Origin of the sequence: Cellulomonas rhizosphaerae (genome assembly GCF_003470205.1) — a bacterium.
GTDB classification, from domain to species: Bacteria; Actinomycetota; Actinomycetes; order Actinomycetales; family Cellulomonadaceae; genus Cellulomonas; species Cellulomonas rhizosphaerae.
On record NZ_QWKP01000223.1, the window covers coordinates 69,618 to 87,516 of the forward strand.

Consider the following 17,899-nt stretch of genomic DNA (forward strand, 5'->3'; position numbering starts at 1 on the left):
GCGCGCGGCATGGTCGGAGGGTGCGAGCGCGCTGGGTGTGGGCCGGGCTGCTCGCCTGCTGCCTCGTCGTCGGGCTCGGCGGCCCGTGGTGGCTGCGCACGCGCGCGGCCGCGCAGTTCCCCGTCGCCGCGGCCGACCTCGCCGACGCCCGGGCCGCGCTCACCGCGCTGCCCGTGCGCGCGCCAGCGTCGTCCGACGGGTACGAGCGCGCGCAGTTCGGGGCAGCGTGGGGCGACGAGGACCACAACGGCTGCGACACCCGTAACGACGTCCTAGCCCGCGACCTGACCGCGCCCGTCGTCGAGGAGTGCGTCGTGCTGCGCGGCACGCTCGACGACCCGTACACCGGCACGCGGATCGCCTTCGCGCGCGGTTCAGGCTCCGCCGCGGTGCAGATCGACCACGTGGTCGCGCTCGCCGACGCGTGGCAGACCGGCGCGGCCTCGTGGAGCGCGGCCCGACGACGCTCGTTCGCCAACGACCCGGCGAACCTGCTCGCCGTCGACGGCGGCGCCAACCAGGACAAGGGCGCGTCCGACGCGTCCGCCTGGCTGCCGCCGTCGGTCGGCTACCGGTGCGTGTACGTCCTGCGGCAGGTGCGCGTGAAGGCGGCCTACGGGCTGTGGGTCACGCCCGACGAGCGGTCGGCGCTCGCGCGCGAGCTCGGCCGGTGCGTCATCGGGCGCTGAGCAGCCACCAGCCGCCGAGCGCCAGGGCGCCCAGGCAGACGAGCAGGAGCACGGCGACCCAGAACCCGCCCGGCAGATGGGTGAGGCGACCGAGCGAACCCGCGTCCGACGTGTCCTGCCGGCCGCTGCGGCGCAGGCCACGGCGCTGCGACTGCATCTCCAGCACCGCGCGCGGCGCACCCAGCAGCAGGAACCAGGTCACGGCGTGCGTGGTGATGCCCTGCACGTCAGACGATCCCCACACGGTGACCGCGACGAGGACCGCGCCGCTGACGAGCACGGCCCACAGCCCGTACCAGTTGCGGATCTGGACGAGCACGAGCACGACGAGCACGAGCAGCGCCCACAGCACCCCGACCGTGTAGCCGAGCGAGAGGAACCAGGCCGCACCGAGCCCGACGATCGCCGGGCCCGGGTACCCGGCAGCGGCCGTGGCGACCATGCCCGGGCCGCGCGGCTTGCCGACCGAGACCGTCAAGCCGGAGGTGTCCGAGTGCACGCGGATGCCGGACAGGCGTCGCCCGACGAGCACCGCCACGAACGCGTGCGCGGCCTCGTGGACGATCGTCAGCGCGTGCCGGGCGATGTGCCAGACCGAGGGGATCACCAGGCACGCGAGCACGACCGCGGCCGTGATGAGCGTTGCGGTGGTCGAGGGCGCGGGCTGGGGGTTCGTGACGTCGTGCCAGACGTCGGAGAGCCAGTCCACCCGTCAGCTCTGGGCGGTCAGGACGACGTCGTCGCCCTCGGCCGTGATGCGCAGACCCTCGTCGGTGACCGTGGCGTCGGTGAGCGCGAGGCCCTCCGGCAGGCCATCGACGGGGATGTCGATGCCCTCGAGCTTCGACCCGCCGCCGCCCGGGATGTCGCTCGGGTCGACCTTCAGCCCGCCGAGGGAGAGCCCGGTGATGTCCACGAGCAGCTTGCCGTCGGCGACGCGCGGCTGGATCTGCGCCGCGAGCGTCAGCCCGAGAACCGAGCCGGAGACCTTGAGCTCGTCACCGACCAGCGCGACCTTGAGGTCGAAGCCGGTCCGGTCGGCCACCACCTTCTCGATCGACGCGGTCGGCAGCGTCGCGGACACGGTCGCGTGGTCGGCGGTGTACGGCTCGCTCGTCGAGACCCCCGTGGCCTCGACGTCGACGTCGGTCGCGTCGAGCCCACCGAGCGTCGCGCCCTGCACGTGGCCCGTGACGTCATCGATCGAGCCCGCCCAGATCTGGGTGAGGAACGGGAAGCTGCCCACGTCGACCGAGGGCGTGCCGACGACGCCCTCGAGATTCTGCTCGATCGCGTCGACCGCGCGGTCCTGCGTCTCGCCGGCCGCCCACCGGTCGGCCCCCACGGCGCCCGCGCCGAGGACGACGACGACCACGACGACGCCGATCACCGCACCTCGTGCACTCACGCGTCGCTCCGGGGGTTGCTGGTCCTGTGTCGGGTCACCGGAACACCGTAGGCGAGACGGCTCAGGGCGCCCACTCGCAGCCCACGCCGTCGCCGTCGCCGTCGCGGTCGAGCTTGCGGCTGTAGCCCGGGTCGCCCGCGTGGACGGGCGCGGCGCCTGCCTCCCACGCCGCGGCGCAGTTCGCGTACGTCACGTCGGCGTTGGTCGTGGTGGGCTTCTTCGTCGGCTTCGGCGCGGTCGCCTTCGGGGATCCGAGGTCGGCGCCACCCGGACCAGGGACCGGGTCCGACGTCGGCAGCTTCTGCTTCGGGCACGTCGCGAGCACGCGCGCCATGGCGTCGTGCTCTGCGCGCGTGACCCACAGGTCGTAGTCGAGCTTCACCGCGACCTGGCGCGCCACGTACTCGCAGCGGAACGCCTTGTTCGGCGGCAGCCACGTGGCCGCGTCGCCGTCGCCCTTGGACTGGTTGAGCGGGCCGTCGGCGGCGAGCAGGTTGAGCGGGTCGTTCGCGAACGCGGTGCGGCGCGCGTCGTCCCAGCGCTGGGCGCCCTTCTGCCAGGCGTCCGAGAGTGCGACGACGTGGTCGATCTGGACCGCGGTGGACGTGTCCTGGCCGCGGACGAAGTCGATGTCGTCGCCCGAGTAGCGGTCGTGCAGCGTGCCGTAGGCGACGACGCACTCGCGCGTGGACGGCTTGTAGCCGACGTCGACGAGGTCACGGCCGAGGATGTCGTTGCGGGTGTCGCAGCCGTTGCGGTCGACGTCCTGCCACGCGGGGCCGAACTCGTCGCGGTCGTAGCCCGTGCGGGGGGCGCGGCCCTTGACGTCGAGCTCCGCGACGGCGGCGAGGGCCGTGCCGGGTGCGGTGGTGGGCGTCGTCGTGGGCGCGGTCGGAGCGGACGTCGGCGTCGGTGTGGGCGTGGGCGTCGGCGTCTCGGCCGACGGCACCGGGCTCGGCGCCGGGGTGGTGGCCGCGGGAGTGCTCGTGACGGGCGCGTCCGACGAGGCCGCCGGCTGCTCGACCGAGGCGTCGCACCCGCCGAGGCCGGCGAGCGCCAGCGCCGCCACGATGCTCAGCACCGCGGTGCGTGTCGTCGTCAGAGCCCTCACCCCCTTCGCATCGGCGGCGTTCACCCCGGTCCTGAGCGCCGCCCCCCTGGCGTGCGTCACAGTGCGGACCTAGCCTGACGAGACCTGCACGACGAAGGACGCCCGATGATGTGGGTTCTGCTGATCTTCGTCCTCCTCCTTCCGGGGGCGCTGTTCTGGCTGGCGGTCATGTGCATCCCGTCGCCCGACGAGCCGCCGCGATGGCGGACGGCCCTGGCCGCCCGCCTTGAGGCGATGGCGAACCACCTGCGGCACCGGCACCCGCCCGTCACGGACCCGTTCGACGCGCTGCGCGTGCAGGAGCGACTCGGCGTCGTCGCGGACCACGTCCGGGCGCTCGAGCGCGACCCGCACCTGTTCGCCCGGGCCGAGCGGATCATCGCCTCGCAGCTCGCGTATGACCAGCTGCTCGCCGAGGCGTGCCAGATGGCCGGCGTCGAGGTACTGCCGAGCGCGCTGGGCGACCCGAGCGAGCGGTTCCGTGAGGAGGTCGAGCTCACCTCGCGCGGGTGGTCCTGGTAGCAGAGGCGCTCACGACGCGAGGACGCGCAACGTGCTGGGCCCGTCCGGCAGCGGTCGGACCTCGATGCGGTCGGCGATCGACTGCTTGAGCGCGTCGACGTGCGAGACCACACCGACGACCCGCCCCCCGGCGCGCAGCTTGCCGAGCTCGAGGAGCACCTGGTCGAGGGTGTGCGCGTCGAGCGTGCCGAACCCCTCGTCGACGAACAGCGTGCCGAGGTCGATGCCGCCGGCCTCCGCCGTGACGACGTCCGCCATCCCGAGCGCGAGGCACAGCGAGACGTAGAAGCTCTCGCCACCTGACAACGTCCGCGGGTCGCGCGGCTGCTGCGTGCGGTGGTCGATCACCCGCATCGAGAGGCCCGTGCGCCGCGAGCTGACGTCCTCCTTCTGCTCGGAGCGCGTGAGCTCGTAGCGGCCGTCGGACATCGCCAGCAGCCGCTCGTTGGCTGCGGCGACCACGTCCTCGAACCGGCGCGCGAGCACGTATGTCGCGAGCGACAGGCCCTTGCCGTTGTCGCCGCCCGTGCCGGACGCGAGCCCCGCCAGCCGGGTCACCGGGCCTCCCGCGGTCCATGCGGCCGCGAGTCGGCCCGCCGCGTCGGACACGTCGGCGGCGGCGCCCTGCGCGGCGGCCGCGCGCTCGACGGCGATTCGCGCGTGCCCCTCGGCGGCGGTGGCTGCAGCTCGCGCAGCACGCTCGGCGTCGCGGGCGGCGTCGAGGTCGACGGCGGCGTCGGGCGCCAGCGCGCGGATCTCGTCCTCCGCCAGGCCGGCGCGCACCCGCTCGACGGCCGCGGTGTACGCGGTGATGCCCTGCTCGAGGTCCGCCAGGTCGGCGCGGCCGATCTGCGCGGCCCGCGCGGCATCGGCGTCGGCGAAGTCCCGCTCGGCCAGCGCCCCGTCGAGCTCGGCGCGCCGGTCGGCCGCGTGCCGCTCCGCCTCTTGCCGGTCGGTGACGGCCTCGAGGAGCTCGGTGGCGGCCCCGACCACGGCCAACAGGACCGACTGCCGTGCGACGACCGTCGGGTACCCGGCGCAGGCCAGCGCGACCTCGGCCTCGTCGGCGTCCAGCGCCTGCTGCAGCACCTCGACGCGACCGGTCACGTCCGCCTGCCGCGCAACGGTCTCGTGCCGAGCTGCCTGCCGGGCCGCGGTCGCCTCGTCGTGGGACGTGAGGCCAGCCGCGAGCCGTGCGGCGTCCCCCACGGCGGTGCGAGCGGCCGCCAGCAGCGCGCTCGTGCCCGCGAGGTCTGCCGCGACCTGCTCGGGGGTCGAGCCCGCGAGCTGCTCCTCGGCCAGCTGAACGCGCTCGGAGAGTCGTCCGTGCAGGTCGCGCGCGCGGCCCAGCGCGGCCTCGGCGTCGCTGCGTCGGCGCTCCGCGGCGGACACGTCGGCGGCGGACACGTGGTCGGGGGCGAGCGAGGCCTTCGCGGGGTGGTCGGCCGACCCGCAGACCGGGCACGACTCGCCGTCGACGAGCGCGGTCGCGAGCTCACCGGCCAGCCCCGCGATCCGCGCGGTCCGCAGCGCGGCCTCGCGCGTGACTGCCTCGGTCGCCTCGGTCGCTGCCGCCGCCTGGGCCTTCGCAGCCCGCGCGAGCTCGCTCCGCGAGGTACCGAGGGCCAGGTGCGCTGCCGCGGTCGCCTCGAGGCCAGCGAGTGCCGCCGCGTGCTCCGGTGCGCGCGCGGCCAGCGCGTCGGCGGAAGCAGCCTGCTCGGCGAGCGACTCGCGCAGCGCCGGTCGGGCGGCCAGCCATCGGTCGTCCGCCGCGATCTCGTCGCGCAGCGTCTCGACCAGGTCGCGGGCGTCGCGCACCGCACGCCGCTTGTCGTTGAGGTCCGCCTCGAGCCCGACGACCCGCGTGAGCGCGGCGGCGTCGCGGACCCCGTCCTCGCGGACCTGCCGCACGGACGCGAGCACGGCGGGGTCGTCGAGCACGTCGACATCGCCGTCCGGCACCAGGCCGGGGACGAGCGCGGTCAGCCCCGCCGGAGCCGCGTCGAGCGCGGCGAGGACTGTCTTGCGTGCAGTGGCCACGTCGGCGAGAGCACGATCCGCACCCTCGAGCAGTGGCCGCACCGCGGCGGCGGACCGCCCGCGCTCGAGCAGCAGCACGGCCTCGCCGTGCTGCTGGAGCGCGGCGTCGAGCGCACCCTGCTCGGCCAGCAGGCGCGTCCGGCGCGCCAGCAGGCGGTCGGTCCGCACGGCGTCGTCCAGCGCGACCCCGGCGGCGGCGCGCCCGAGCTCCGCGATGGCGGCCGCCGCGAGCGAGCGCTCCGCGTCCGCACCCAGCGCCACGGCGTGCCCGGCGACCAGGGCCGTGACGTCGTCGACCCCCGTGGACGCGGAGACCGCGTCCACGCATCCGCGCAGCGCGGCGGCGTCGTCCTCACCGAGCCGGGCCGCGCCGATCAGGTGGGCGGTGGCCGTCCCGAGCGCGGCGCGTGCCGCCTCGATCTCCCGGTTCGCCTCGGCGCGCATCTCCGCGAGCCGCTGCTGCATCCGCTCGTACACCTCGGTGCCGAAGATCTTCTGCAGCAGCCCGCGCCGGTCCTCGGGGTTGGCGCGCAGGAACCGCGCGAACTCGCCCTGCGGCAGCACGATCGTCTGCACGAACTGCGTGCGCGAGAGGCCGACCACGCGCTCGATCTCGAGTCCCGCCTCGTCGAGCCGGGTGAGCGGCTCGCTCGCGGGCGCACCCGTGGGGTCGTCTGGCAGCACGCGCCACATGCGCACGGAGGCCTGCTGCTTGACCGTTCCGGAGCCGCGCTTCTTCGGCCGGTCGTACGCGGGCGTGCGCCGCACCCGGTAGATCCCCGAGCCGACCTCGAACGTGAGGTCCACGTAGCTCTCGACGTCCTCGGCGGCGTACGCCGAACGCAGGCGGTCGTCGCTCGCCTCGGCGGACGCGACCTTGCCGTAGAGCGCGAACACGACAGCGTCGATGAGCGTCGACTTGCCCGAGCCCGTCGGCCCGTCGAGCAGGAACAGCCCGGAGGCGGACACGGCCTCGAAGTCGACCGTGTGCTCGCCCGCGAACGGGCCGATGGCCTGCAGGGTCATGGTGCGCAGGTGCATCAGGCGCTCCGCTCCGCCGCGGCGACGTGCTCGTACGCGGCGCGCAGCACCGCGAGCTCGTCGGCCGAGGGCGCGTGGCCCGTCACGTGCTGGACGAAGTCGGCCCCGACGGCGACCGGGTCGTGGGAGGCGGTCACGGCGACGGCCCGCGCCGCGACCGCGTCGGACGACGAGCGGTGCTGGACCACGAGCGCGTGCGGGAAGCGGTCGCGCACCCGGCGGTACAGGTCTGCGGGGCGGTGCGCGTCGGTGACCGTCACGCGCGTCCACGCGTCGACGTGCGGCTCACCGGCGGCGCCCAGCAGCTCGTCGAGCGTGCCCGTGACGTCGGCGAGGCGGCGAGGGACGGGCGCGGCGACCAGCTCGGTGCGCACCTCGTCGGCCGAGAGGTCCACCAGGACCGACGACTTCGCGTGGTGCTGCTCCGAGAACGAGTAGGCCAGCGGCGAGCCCGAGTAGCGCAGCGTGGTGCCGTCCGGACCCGAGACGCGCTGCGGCCCGTGCAGGTGACCGAGGGCCACGTAGTCGGCGCCCGCGAACACCCCGGCGGGCACGTGGTCGACACCGCCGACGCGGATGTCCCGCTCGGACTCCGACGCGAGGCCACCCACGACGAACGCGTGCGCGGCCACGACGGCCCGGTGCCGGGCGGGGCGGCCGGCGAGGTCCGCCCGGATGCGGCTCATCGCGGCGACGGTCACGGCCTCGTGCGAGCGCGCCGGCACCGTGCCCTCGTCGTCCGCGAGCGCGTGCCGCACCGCGTCCGGGTCCAGGTACGGGATCCCGTAGACCAGCACGCCGTCCGGCAGCTCGACGGGCTCGGCGAGCCCCGCCACGCGCGTGCGCAGGCGCACCCGGTCACGCATGAGGGCGGACCCGAACCCGAGCCGCGTCGCGGAGTCGTGGTTGCCGGACGTCACGACCACGGTCGCGTGCTCGGACAGCTGCGCGAGCGTCTCGGACAGCAGCGTCACGGCCTCGACGGGCGGGATCGCGCGGTCGTACACGTCACCCGCGACGACCACCGCGCCGACCTGCTCGGCGCGCACCACGTCGACCAGGTGCGCGAGGTACGCCGCCTGGTGGTCGAGGAGGTCGACCCCGTGCAGCGTCCGGCCCAGGTGCCAGTCGGAGGTGTGCAAGAACCGCATGCCCGGACCGTATCCCGCGGGTCCGACACGACTCCGAAGGCAGGCCGGGCCCTACCGGACGGGTGCGGCGTCCGCGTCCCGGAGCTGGTCGGAGTAGCCGATCATCTCGAGCACGTCGCGCAGCACGCGCCGCGGGTCGCGCAGGGCGACGTCGATGCCGGCCTCGGCCGCCGCGTGGTGCAGCTGCATGACGAACGCGATGCCGGACGAGTCGATGAACGTCGCCTCGGTCGCCTCGATGAGCACGGGTGCGTCGGCCGTCAGGGCCAGCGCCATCGACTCGCTCGCCTGCGAGCGCAGGGCCGCGTCGATCTCCCCGACCAGGCGCACGACGGTCGTCTCCGGGCCCGCCTCGATGCGGATGCTGCCGGCTGCTGCCAGGTCGATCACGTGCGCCCCTCGTCGGTCGTCTGCCGGGTCGTCGGCCGGTCGTCTGCCGGGTCCTGCCACGCCTCGGCGACAAGACCGTACGCCGGTCGCCGCCGGGCGCCACTCGAACGGAACAACGGGCCGGACGTACCGGACGTTCCCGACGTGGCGTGCCTCACGCGGGGGTCTCGGGGTCGGTCACGTCGGCGACCGTCGCCCCGAGCGCGCGCACCAGCGCGGACCCGTCGAGACCCGCCGCGACGCCGTGCGCACCTGCGCCGATCGATATGTAGCCGCCGGGCACGCGGGCGTCCGCGACCACGGGCCAGGGCTGCAGCGAGCCGAACGGCGTGATGGTGCCGCGCTCGTACCCCGTGACGTCGCGTGCGACCGCCGCGTCGGGCATCGAGATGCGGTTGACGTCGAGCAGCTCGCGCAGCTTGGGCCAGCTGATCGTCCGGTCGCCGGGCACCAGGACGAACACGAAGTCCCCCTCGCCCCGCCGCACGACGATCGTCTTGACGATCCGCGACGGCTCGACGCCGCGCGCCGCCGCTGCCTCCGCGAGCGACCCGACCCGCCCGTGCCGGGTCAGCTGGTAGGTCAGTCCGCTCGCCTCCAGCGCGGCCACCGCGCGCTGCTCACCCTCCGTGGTCTCCACCGGATCACCGTACGACGCGTGCCGGACAGATGACCGAGTTGCGCCGGTTTGTCCGTCCGCGCGAAGGTGTCGGGGTTGCCCGTCGCACCCGCCGCCACAGCCGCCGGGGCCGGGCCGACGTCAGGGGGATCCGATGACCACACGACCACGCACGCGCGCGCTGCTCGCCGCGCTCACGTCCGCCGCGCTCGCGCTGTCCGCGGGCGCACTCACCGCCACCGCATCGAGCGCCGCCGCGCCCAAGCCGGACACGACCAGCGCGACAGAGGCCGCCCGGGTGGACCGGGTGAAGTCCAAGCCGGCCTGGTTCGACTGCTCGAGCGTCGTCGGGCCCCGCGCCCAGTGCGGGACGATCGAGCTCCCGCTGGACTACGACCAGCCGAAGGGCGCCACGACCGAGGTCGCGATGCTGCGGATCAAGGTCGCGGACCCGAAGAAGAAGATCGGCACCCTGTTCCTCAACCCGGGCGGACCGGGCGGCTCGGGCGTGTCCATCGCCGCCGCCGCCCCCGACTTCCTGTCGCCGGCCGTGCTGGCCCGGTTCGACGTCGTGGGCATCGACCCGCGCGGCACCAACTTCAGCGACAACGTCGCGTGCTTCAAGAACCTCGGCGTCCAGGCGACCGCCCTCGGCCCGCTGCTGACCACACCGTTCCCCGTCGGGTCGAAGGAGCGCACCGCGTACGTCGGCGCGGCCGAGAAGTTCGGCAAGGCGTGCTCGACCACGGGCAAGCCGCTCTCGGCGTCGATGTCCACGGCCGAGGTCGCGCGCGACACGGACGTCGTGCGCCGCGCGCTGGGCGACAAGAAGCTCACGTTCCTCGGCTTCTCCTACGGCACCTACCTCGGCAACGTCTACGCCAACATGTTCCCGGACCGCGTGCGGGCGATCGTCATCGACGGCGTCCTCGACCCGCTCGCCTGGGCCGGCCGGGCCTCGACCGCGTCGGTCCCGCAGACCCAGCGGCTCAAGTCCGGCGAGGGCGCCTACCGGGCTCTGCAGGAGATCCTCAAGCGCTGCCAGAAGGCCGGGCCCACGAAGTGCTACACCGCCCAGTTCGGCGACCCCGAGCTGGTCTGGGCCAAGCTCGTCGCGAACGTGAAGAAGAAGCCGATCGCGCTCCGCGACGACGAGGGCGGGCTCGTGTTCGAGGTCAACTACGCGATTCTCACGTCGATCCTGCTGGGTGACCTCTACCAGCCCTACGCGGGCGAGCTGATCGACAGCGACATCACCTGGTTCACCGAGCTCGCGAACCCGTCGAGCACGGCGAAGAAGGCGGCCGCCCGGGCCGGCCTGCTCGCCCACCTGAGCGGCCAGAAGGCGGCGGCGAAGGCCGCGGACAAGAAGACCGCGCGGCTCGCGAAGGCGATGGGCTTCGGGTTCCCCTACGACAACTCGCCCGAGGCGTTCCAGTCCGTGCTGTGCAGCGACGGCCTCAACCCCGCGAAGGCGTCGAGCTGGGGAACCGCCACCAAGTACGCCGAGGTCAGCGCGCCCGGGTTCGGGCCGCTGTGGTCGTGGGCCTCGGCGCCGTGCGCGTCGAGCACGTGGACCGCGAAGGACGAGGACTCCTACCGCGGCTCGTTCTCGCACCGCACGTCGGCTCCGGTCCTCGTCGTCGGCAACTACTGGGACCCCGCGACGAACTACGAGGGTGCGGTGCGCGCCGCGCACCTGCTGCCCAGCAGCCGGCTGCTCTCGAGCGACAGCTGGGGGCACACCGCCTACGGCACGTCGCCCTGCGTGACAGGTGCAGTCGACACGTACCTGCTCACCGGCAAGACGCCCAAGGCCGGCAAGGTCTGCAAGGGCGACGCGCAGCCGTTCACGCAGGTGATCGACGACGAGAGCGGTCCGGTCGCCGGTGACCAGGGTCTGCGCACGGGCACCAAGCGCACGCTCCCGCCCGTGGTCGCGCCGCTGCCGGGTGGCCTGCCGCGGTACTGACGCATCCCGTCTCGTGGACCCGGCGCTGCTGCGCCGGGTCCACGAGCCATTTCAGGGCGCGGCCAGGGCGCCGGGCCTGGGAGAATCGTTGATCGTGACCACCAGCCCGCCGAGCCCGGCGTCCCCCGCCTCGCGCGGTCGCCGCGGTCGCGGTCGGGGTGGAGCCGCCCGACGAGAGGGCGGGGGTGCGCCGACGACGGGCGCCCGCCGCCCCCGCGGGGGCACGGGGTCAGGGTCGAGCGAGGCCGACGAGCAGCGCCGGGCCGCCCGCCGCGCGCGGGACGCCGAGCGCCGCGCGGCGGTCGTCGTCCCGCCCCTGAACTTCCCCGAGCAGCTGCCCGTCAGCGCCCGGCGCGACGAGATCGCCGCGGCGATCCGCGACCACCAGGTCGTCGTCGTCGCGGGAGAGACCGGCTCGGGCAAGACCACCCAGCTGCCCAAGATCGCCCTCGAGCTCGGCCGCGGCCGCGCCGGCCAGATCGGCCACACGCAGCCCCGCCGCATCGCGGCGCGCAGCGTCGCGGAACGGATCGCCGAGGAGGTCGGCACCACGCTCGGCGAGATCGTCGGCTACCAGGTGCGGTTCACCGACCAGTCGTCGGAGTCGACGCTGGTCAAGGTCATGACCGACGGCATCCTGCTCGCGCAGATCCAGCGCGACCCGATGCTGTGGTCCTACGACACGCTGATCATCGACGAGGCGCACGAGCGCTCCCTCAACATCGACTTCATCCTCGGCTACCTCACGCGGCTGCTCCCGCGGCGGCCGGACCTCAAGGTCGTCATCACCTCGGCGACCATCGACTCCGCGCGGTTCGCCGCGCACTTCGCCGACGCGAACGGCGTCCCGGCGCCGGTCGTCGAGGTCAGCGGGCGCACCTACCCGGTCGAGATCCGGTACCGGCCCCTGTCGCCCGACGAGCTCGGGACCGACGGCGCACCGGTCAAGGGCGCGAAGGACCGCGACCTGCCGACCGCGCTGACCGAGGCCGTCGACGAGCTCATGGCCGAGGGGCCGGGCGACATCCTCGTGTTCTTCTCGGGCGAGCGAGAGATCCGCGACGCCGAGGACGCGCTGCGCGGCTCGCTCGGCCCCCGCGTGACCGACCCGAAGCACCCGCAGCACGTCGAGCTGCTGCCGCTCTACAGCCGGTTGTCCGCGGCCGAGCAGCACCGCGTGTTCGAGCGCCACCAGCACCGGCGCATCGTGCTGTCGACCAACGTCGCGGAGACGTCGCTGACCGTCCCCGGCATCCGCTACGTGATCGACCCCGGCACCGCGCGCATCAGCCGCTGGTCCAAGGCCACCAAGGTGCAGCGGCTGCCCATCGAACCCATCAGCCAGGCATCGGCGAACCAGCGTTCGGGCCGCTGCGGGCGCGTGGCGGACGGCATCGCGATCCGGCTGTACTCGGAGGAGGACTTCGAGTCGCGACCGATGTACACCGAGCCGGAGATCCTTCGTACATCGCTCGCGTCGGTGATTCTGCAGATGATCGCCGTGGGCGTGGCGACCACCCCGGAGGACGTCAACGACTTCCCGTTCGTCGACCCGCCCGACGACCGGTCGGTGCGCGACGGCGTCCAGCTGCTCACCGAGCTCGGCGCGCTCGAGCAGCGCGACGGCGTCACGCGCCTCACGACGACGGGCCGCGCGCTGGCCCAGCTCCCGATGGACCCGCGCCTGGCCCGCATGATCGTCGAGGGCGGCCACCGCGGCGTGGCCCGCGAGGTCATGATCATCGCCGCCGCGCTGTCCATCCAGGACCCGCGCGAGCGTCCGGCCGAGGAGCGCGAGCGGGCCGACCAGATGCACGCGCGCTTCGCGGATCCCACGTCCGACCTGCTGTCCTACCTCAACCTGTGGCACTACCTGCGCGACCAGCAGCGCGACCTGTCCGGCTCCGCCTTCCGCCGGTTGTGCCGCGCCGAGCACCTCAACTACCTGCGCATCCGCGAGTGGCAGGACGTCGTCACGCAGCTGCGCGAGCTGGCCAAGCCGCTCGACATCGTCGTCGGCGCCCCTCGCCCGAAGGACGAGCCGGAGGGTGAGGTCGACGAGACCGTCCGCACCGGGCAGTTCGCACTCACCTGGGACGGCGACCGCATCCACATCGCGATCCTGGCCGGCCTGCTCTCGCACATCGGGATGCAGGAGGCCACGGAGGTGTCCACCCGCAAGGGTGCCAAGGACCCGCGCGGCGGCCGTCGGCCCCGCAACGAGTACCTGGGAGCCCGCGGCGCGCGCTTCGCGCTCTTCCCGGGCTCGGGCCTGTCCCGCAAGCCCCCCGCCTGGGTCATGGCGGCCGAGCTCGTCGAGACCTCGCGGCTGTGGGGCCGGGACGCCGCGCGCATCCAGCCCGAGTGGGCCGAGGAGGTCGGCGCGCACCTGGTCAAGCGCACGTACTCGGAGCCGGCGTGGTCGACGAAGCAGGGGGCGGCGACCGCTTTCGAGAAGGTGCTGCTCTACGGCGTGCCGATCGTCGCGCAGCGCCGCGTGCTGTTCGCCAAGGTCGACCCCGCGCAGGCGCGCGAGCTGTTCGTCCGGCACGCGCTCGTCCAGGGCGAGTGGACCACCCACCACCAGTTCTTCCACGAGAACCGCCGCCTGCTCGCCGAGGCCGAGGCGCTCGAGGCCCGCGCGCGCCGCCGCGACCTGCTCGTGGACGACGACGTGCTGTTCGACTTCTACGACGAGCGGGTGCCCGACGACGTGGTCTCCGCGCGCCACTTCGACCAGTGGTGGAAGTCCGCGCGGCGCACGACGCCGGACCTGCTCTCGTTCAGCCGCGAGCTGCTGGTCGCCTCCGGCGCGGACCAGATCGACGAGGCGGCGTTCCCGTCGCGCTGGCCCCAGGGCGACCTGTCGCTCCCGCTGACCTACCAGTTCCAGCCCGGCACCGAGGCCGACGGCGTCACGGTCCACATCCCCATCGGCCAGCTCACGCGCGTCCAGCCCGACGGCTTCGGCTGGATGGTGCCCGGGCTGCTCGACGAGCTCGTCACCGCCACGATCCGGGCACTGCCCAAGCACGTGCGCGTGCAGCTCGTCCCGGCGCCGGACGTCGCGCGCCAGGTCGCCGCGTGGATCCGCGCGAACATGGCCGACTGGACCGACACCGTGCGCGCAGGCGACTCCGCGCCCTCGTTCCACGACGCGTTCCGCTCGGCCGTCCGCGCGCTGCGGGACGTCGACGTGGCCGAGGACGACTTCGGCGACGACCGCCTGCCGGGCCACCTGCGCATGACGTTCCGCGTGGTGGGGGACAGGGGCGGGGTGATCGACGAGGGCAAGGAGCTCGCGGTCCTGCAGGACCGGCTCGCCTCGCGGGCGCAGCGGGCGGTGGACGACGCGGTGCGCACGGCGGTCCAGGCGGCGATGGCCGAGGCCCGCGCGGCAGCGCCGGCACCGACCCCCGCGCCCGCCGCCGCGGCGGCTGACGACGGGCCGAGCGCGAGCACCCCGGCACCGTCCCCGGCGGTCGACCTCGTGCGCACCGGCCTCACCACCTGGCCCGCCGACCTGCCCACGCTGCCCGAGGTCCTCGAGGCGACCGGCCCGAGCGGGGTCGTCGTCCGGGCGTACCCGACGCTCGTCGAGGAGCCCGACCGTTCGGTCGCGGTCCGCGCGCTGGCCGACGAGTACGCCGTCCCGGCCGCCGCCCGGGCGGGGCTGCGCCGGCTGCTGCTCCTGGACGTCGGCCTCCAGCCCGCCCGCATCACCTCCCGCTGGACCGGCACCCAGGCCCTCACCCTGGCGGCGAGCCCCTACCCCAGCACGAACGCGCTGGTCACCGACGTGCAGCTCGCGGCGATCGACGCGCTCGTCGGCCCGATCGTCGTGCGCGACGCCGAGGCCTACGCCGCGCTGCGCGCGAAGGTCCGCGACGGGCTCGAGGACGCCGTGCACCAGGTCGTCGGATCGCTGGTCACCGTGCTGACCTCGTGGCGCGAGCTCGACGTGGACCTGCGCGGTGCCACCAGCCTGGCCCTGCTGGCGACCGCCCAGGACGTGCGCGCGCAGGCGAACCGGCTCGTGCACGACGGCTTCGTCGCGCAGATCGGCGCGGCCCGGCTCCCGCAGCTGACCCGCTACCTGCGCGCGGCGCAGTACCGGCTGTCCAAGGCGGCGGACAACCCGCAGCGCGACGCCGACCGCGGCTGGCAGGTGCGCGACGCCGCCGAGCAGCTCGACACCGTCCGGCCGGGGGCCGACCCCGCGAAGGTCGACGAGGTGCGGTGGCTGCTCGAGGAGCTGCGGGTGAGCCTGTTCGCGCAGCAGCTCGGCACGCCCGTACCGGTCTCGCCGACGCGGATCCGCAAGGCGATCGCCGCCCTCTAGGACTGCGGCTCGTTCGGCCCGTCCTGGCCGGCCACGAGGTCGCCGCAGCTGACCTCCTGCGCGGTCGTCACGACGGGATCGTCCTTGGCGGCACCCGTGGCCACCTTCTCGGCCTCGCCGTTCGTCGCGGTCCGGCCGTCCGACGAGAGGTCGACGAACGTCCGCGTCACGTCGAAGGTCGCGCCGTCGTCGGCCGACACGGCGTTCAGCCCGGCCAGCCGCAGGACGCCGCCGTCGGACGTGCAGCCCACGCCCGTGCCCGCGTCTCCGAACCCGCGGTCGAACGTGTACGGCTCGCCCTGCGCGTTCTGGACGGGGGTCACGGCGCAGTCCGACAGGGAGAACAGCAGCGCCTCCCGGCCGACGTCGACGAGGGCGATCGGCAGCTTGTCCGTCTGCACCAGCTGCACGACCGCGGACGCCGGCTCGGGGCTCGCGCTGTCGATGGCCGCCGAGAAGGTCGCGCCCGACGCCGTCGTGATGCCGAACCGCCGGTCCGCGCCGCCGGTGATCCAACCCTGGTCCTCGCGGCCGTCGCCGTCCACGTCAGCGACCTCGGCGACGTCGGCGCTCGCCGGTGTGGTGTCGTCGGTCGGGGCGCAGCCGGCGGGGGCGGTCGTCGTGGTGGTGGTCGCGGTCGGTGCGGCGGACGAGGGTGCGCTCGTCGTGCTCGTCGTGCTCGTGGTCGGCGCCGGCGCGGCGGCATCGTCGTCGGGCCTCGTCGCGAGGATCACCGCCACCACGACCACCACGACGACGACGCACGCCGCCACCACCCATGCCCAGGTCCGACGGGAGGCGGTCGGGTTCTCGATGCTCACCCCACCTTCCTACCCCCAGCGCCTCACCGCTGCCGCCGGAACAGCACGCTCGCGGCGACCCAGCCGACGAGCAGCAGCCCCACGCACCAGGCGATCGCCTGCGCGGCCGACGAGCCGACCGGCGTACCCAGCAGCAGCCCGCGCACGGTGTCGGCGACCGGGGTCACGGGGTTCCAGGCGGCGATCGACGAGAGCACGGACGGCATCGAGTCGACCGGGACGAACGCGCTCGAGACGTAGGGGAGGAACAGGATCGCGAACGAGAAGCCGCTCGCGGCCTCCGGGCCGGACGCGACCACACCGATCGCGACCGCGATCCACGTCAGGGCGGCCACGTACAGGGCGATGAGCCCGATCGCCGCGAGCCAGTCGAGCGCCGAGGCCTGCGCGTCGAAGCCGATGAGCAGCGCGATGCCGATCACGAGCGCGGTCGAGACCGCGTTGCGCGCCATGCTCGCCGCGACGTGGCCGGTCATCACGCCCGTCGCGCGGATCGGCATCGAGCGGAACCGGTCCATGATCCCGGCCGTGATGTCGCTCGCCACGTCGACCGCCGTCGTGGACGCGCCGTAGCCGGCGGTGAGCAGCAGGATGCCGGGCACCACGAAGTCGACGTAGTCCATGCCCGACTGGATCGCGCCGCCGAACACGTAGACGAACATCAGCAGCAGCATCACGGGCAGCATCACGGCGAGCAGAAGCGTGTCGAGCTGGCGGGTGGACCGGCGCAGGCACCGGCCGACGAGGGCGAGGGTGTCGCCGAGGTTCCCCGTGGGGGACTGGTCGACGCGGGGGGTCAGGTCGAGCGTGGTCATCGGATCTCCTGGAGCTCTCGGGCCTCGGTCGTGGCGGGTTGGCCGGGTTCGGCGGGCTGGCCGGTCAGGGTGAGGAAGACGTCGTCGAGGGTCGGGGTGCGCACGGCCCAGCTGTCGACGAGCAGGCCGCGGCGCTCCACGTCGCCGAGGATCCGGTGCACGTCGCCCACCGAGCCGTCGGTCTCGATCCGCTCGATCCCGGTGGCTGTCGTCAGCTCGACGTGCGCGGCGCCCACCTGGCTCTTGAGCGAGGCCGCCGTCCCGCTGGCGATGACGCGGCCGTGGTCGATCACCGCGACGCGGTCGGCGAGCTGGTCGGCCTCCTCGAGGTACTGCGTGGTGAGCAGCACGGTGGTGCCCGCACGGACCGCGTCGCCGATCACGGCCCACAGGTCGTTGCGGCTGCGGGGGTCGAGGCCGGTGGTCGGCTCGTCGAGGACCAGCACCTGGGGTCGGCTGAGCAGGCTCGCCGCGAGGTCGAGCCGGCGCCGCATGCCGCCCGAGTACGTCTTGACCGGGCGCCGGGCCGCGTCGGTGAGGTCGAACAGCTCGAGCAGCGCCGCGGGCCTGGTGCGTGCCTCAGTGCGGCCGAGGTGCGAGAGCCTGGCCATCAGGCGCAGGTTCTCCTCGCCCGTGAGCAGCTCGTCGACGGCCGCGAACTGCCCGGTGAGGCTGATCGCCGCGCGCACGCGGCCCGGACTGCGGACGACGTCGTACCCGGCGACGGTCACCGTGCCGGCGTCGGGCCGCAGCAGCGTGGACAGGATGCGGACGGTGGTCGTCTTGCCGGCGCCGTTCGGGCCGAGCAGGGCGAGCACCTCACCGCGAGCGACCTCGAGGTCGAGGCCGTCGAGGACGGTCACGTCGCCGTAGGACTTGCGCAGCCCCTGCACGGCGATGATCGGAGCGGTCATCGTGGTTCCTTTCTGCGTACGTCGTAAACTGTGTGTGTATGTCATACACACTTATAGGATCGGG

General features: G+C 74.1%; 14 protein-coding genes. 4 read left to right on the top strand and 10 right to left on the bottom strand.

The genetic code is table 11. The features are described 5' to 3' along the window. Window positions 1–20: 20 nt before the first annotated feature. Window positions 21–689 carry an HNH endonuclease family protein gene (locus tag D1825_RS17485; RefSeq protein ID WP_233549968.1) on the top strand — a complete coding sequence of 223 codons (669 nt, stop codon included), beginning with the start codon at window positions 21–23 and terminating at the stop codon, window positions 687–689. Here D1825_RS17485 and D1825_RS17490 read toward each other — a convergent pair. From D1825_RS17490 to D1825_RS17500, 3 genes are all read right to left on the bottom strand, one after another. Then, on the bottom strand, window positions 676–1,398 hold the full coding sequence (locus tag D1825_RS17490; protein ID WP_118768697.1) for a M50 family metallopeptidase: 723 nt from the start codon (window positions 1,396–1,398) through the stop codon (window positions 676–678). The two genes, D1825_RS17485 and D1825_RS17490, sit on opposite strands and share 14 nt — an antisense overlap. 3 nt (window positions 1,399–1,401) lie before the next feature. After that, window positions 1,402–2,097: an LmeA family phospholipid-binding protein gene (locus tag D1825_RS17495; protein ID WP_118768698.1), complete on the bottom strand. Its 696-nt coding sequence runs from the start codon at window positions 2,095–2,097 to the stop codon at window positions 1,402–1,404. 61 nt (window positions 2,098–2,158) lie between these two features. Next, window positions 2,159–3,178, bottom strand: a complete 1,020-nt coding sequence (locus D1825_RS17500) for an HNH endonuclease family protein (RefSeq protein WP_233549969.1) — start codon at window positions 3,176–3,178, stop codon at window positions 2,159–2,161. 135 nt (window positions 3,179–3,313) lie between these two features. Between D1825_RS17500 and D1825_RS17505 the strand changes: the two genes are divergently transcribed. Next, window positions 3,314–3,730: a hypothetical protein gene (locus D1825_RS17505; protein WP_118768699.1), complete on the top strand. Its 417-nt coding sequence runs from the start codon at window positions 3,314–3,316 to the stop codon at window positions 3,728–3,730. A gap of 9 nt (window positions 3,731–3,739) precedes the next feature. Here D1825_RS17505 and D1825_RS17510 read toward each other — a convergent pair whose 3' ends face one another. The 4 genes from D1825_RS17510 to D1825_RS17525 form a co-directional block, all read right to left on the bottom strand. Next, window positions 3,740–6,811 carry an AAA family ATPase gene (locus D1825_RS17510; RefSeq protein ID WP_118768700.1) on the bottom strand — a complete coding sequence of 1,024 codons (3,072 nt, stop codon included), beginning with the start codon at window positions 6,809–6,811 and terminating at the stop codon, window positions 3,740–3,742. Beyond that, complete coding sequence (locus D1825_RS17515; RefSeq protein WP_118768701.1) at window positions 6,811–7,962, bottom strand: exonuclease SbcCD subunit D; 1,152 nt, start codon at window positions 7,960–7,962, stop codon at window positions 6,811–6,813. The genes D1825_RS17510 and D1825_RS17515 overlap by 1 nt, the downstream gene beginning before the upstream one ends. Before the next feature lie 51 nt (window positions 7,963–8,013). Further along, window positions 8,014–8,352: an STAS domain-containing protein gene (locus D1825_RS17520; protein ID WP_233549970.1), complete on the bottom strand. Its 339-nt coding sequence runs from the start codon at window positions 8,350–8,352 to the stop codon at window positions 8,014–8,016. Window positions 8,353–8,506: 154 nt separating this feature from the next. After that, window positions 8,507–8,992 (bottom strand): aminoacyl-tRNA deacylase, encoded by a 486-nt coding sequence (locus tag D1825_RS17525; protein ID WP_118768702.1) that lies wholly within the window; start codon window positions 8,990–8,992, stop codon window positions 8,507–8,509. 133 nt (window positions 8,993–9,125) lie between these two features. Between D1825_RS17525 and D1825_RS17530 the strand changes: the two genes are divergently transcribed. Both D1825_RS17530 and hrpA read left to right on the top strand, forming a co-directional pair. Continuing rightward, window positions 9,126–10,943, top strand: coding sequence for an alpha/beta hydrolase (locus D1825_RS17530; RefSeq protein ID WP_118768703.1), 1,818 nt, complete (start codon window positions 9,126–9,128; stop codon window positions 10,941–10,943). Between the two features lie 94 nt (window positions 10,944–11,037). Continuing rightward, window positions 11,038–15,285: an ATP-dependent RNA helicase HrpA gene (gene hrpA, locus D1825_RS17535; protein ID WP_118768704.1), complete on the top strand. Its 4,248-nt coding sequence runs from the start codon at window positions 11,038–11,040 to the stop codon at window positions 15,283–15,285. Here hrpA and D1825_RS17540 read toward each other — a convergent pair. The 3 genes from D1825_RS17540 to D1825_RS17550 are packed head-to-tail and all read right to left on the bottom strand — an operon-like array spanning window position 15,282 to window position 17,835. Then, window positions 15,282–16,106, bottom strand: a complete 825-nt coding sequence (locus tag D1825_RS17540; RefSeq protein ID WP_118768705.1) for a hypothetical protein — start codon at window positions 16,104–16,106, stop codon at window positions 15,282–15,284. The two genes, hrpA and D1825_RS17540, sit on opposite strands and share 4 nt — an antisense overlap. Window positions 16,107–16,129: 23 nt before the next feature. Further along, window positions 16,130–16,921 (bottom strand): ABC transporter permease, encoded by a 792-nt coding sequence (locus D1825_RS17545; RefSeq protein ID WP_118768706.1) that lies wholly within the window; start codon window positions 16,919–16,921, stop codon window positions 16,130–16,132. Continuing rightward, a complete protein-coding gene (locus D1825_RS17550; RefSeq protein ID WP_118768707.1) occupies window positions 16,918–17,835 on the bottom strand; it encodes an ATP-binding cassette domain-containing protein in 918 nt (305 codons plus the stop codon). The genes D1825_RS17545 and D1825_RS17550 overlap by 4 nt, the downstream gene beginning before the upstream one ends. Window positions 17,836–17,899: the final 64 nt, after the last annotated feature.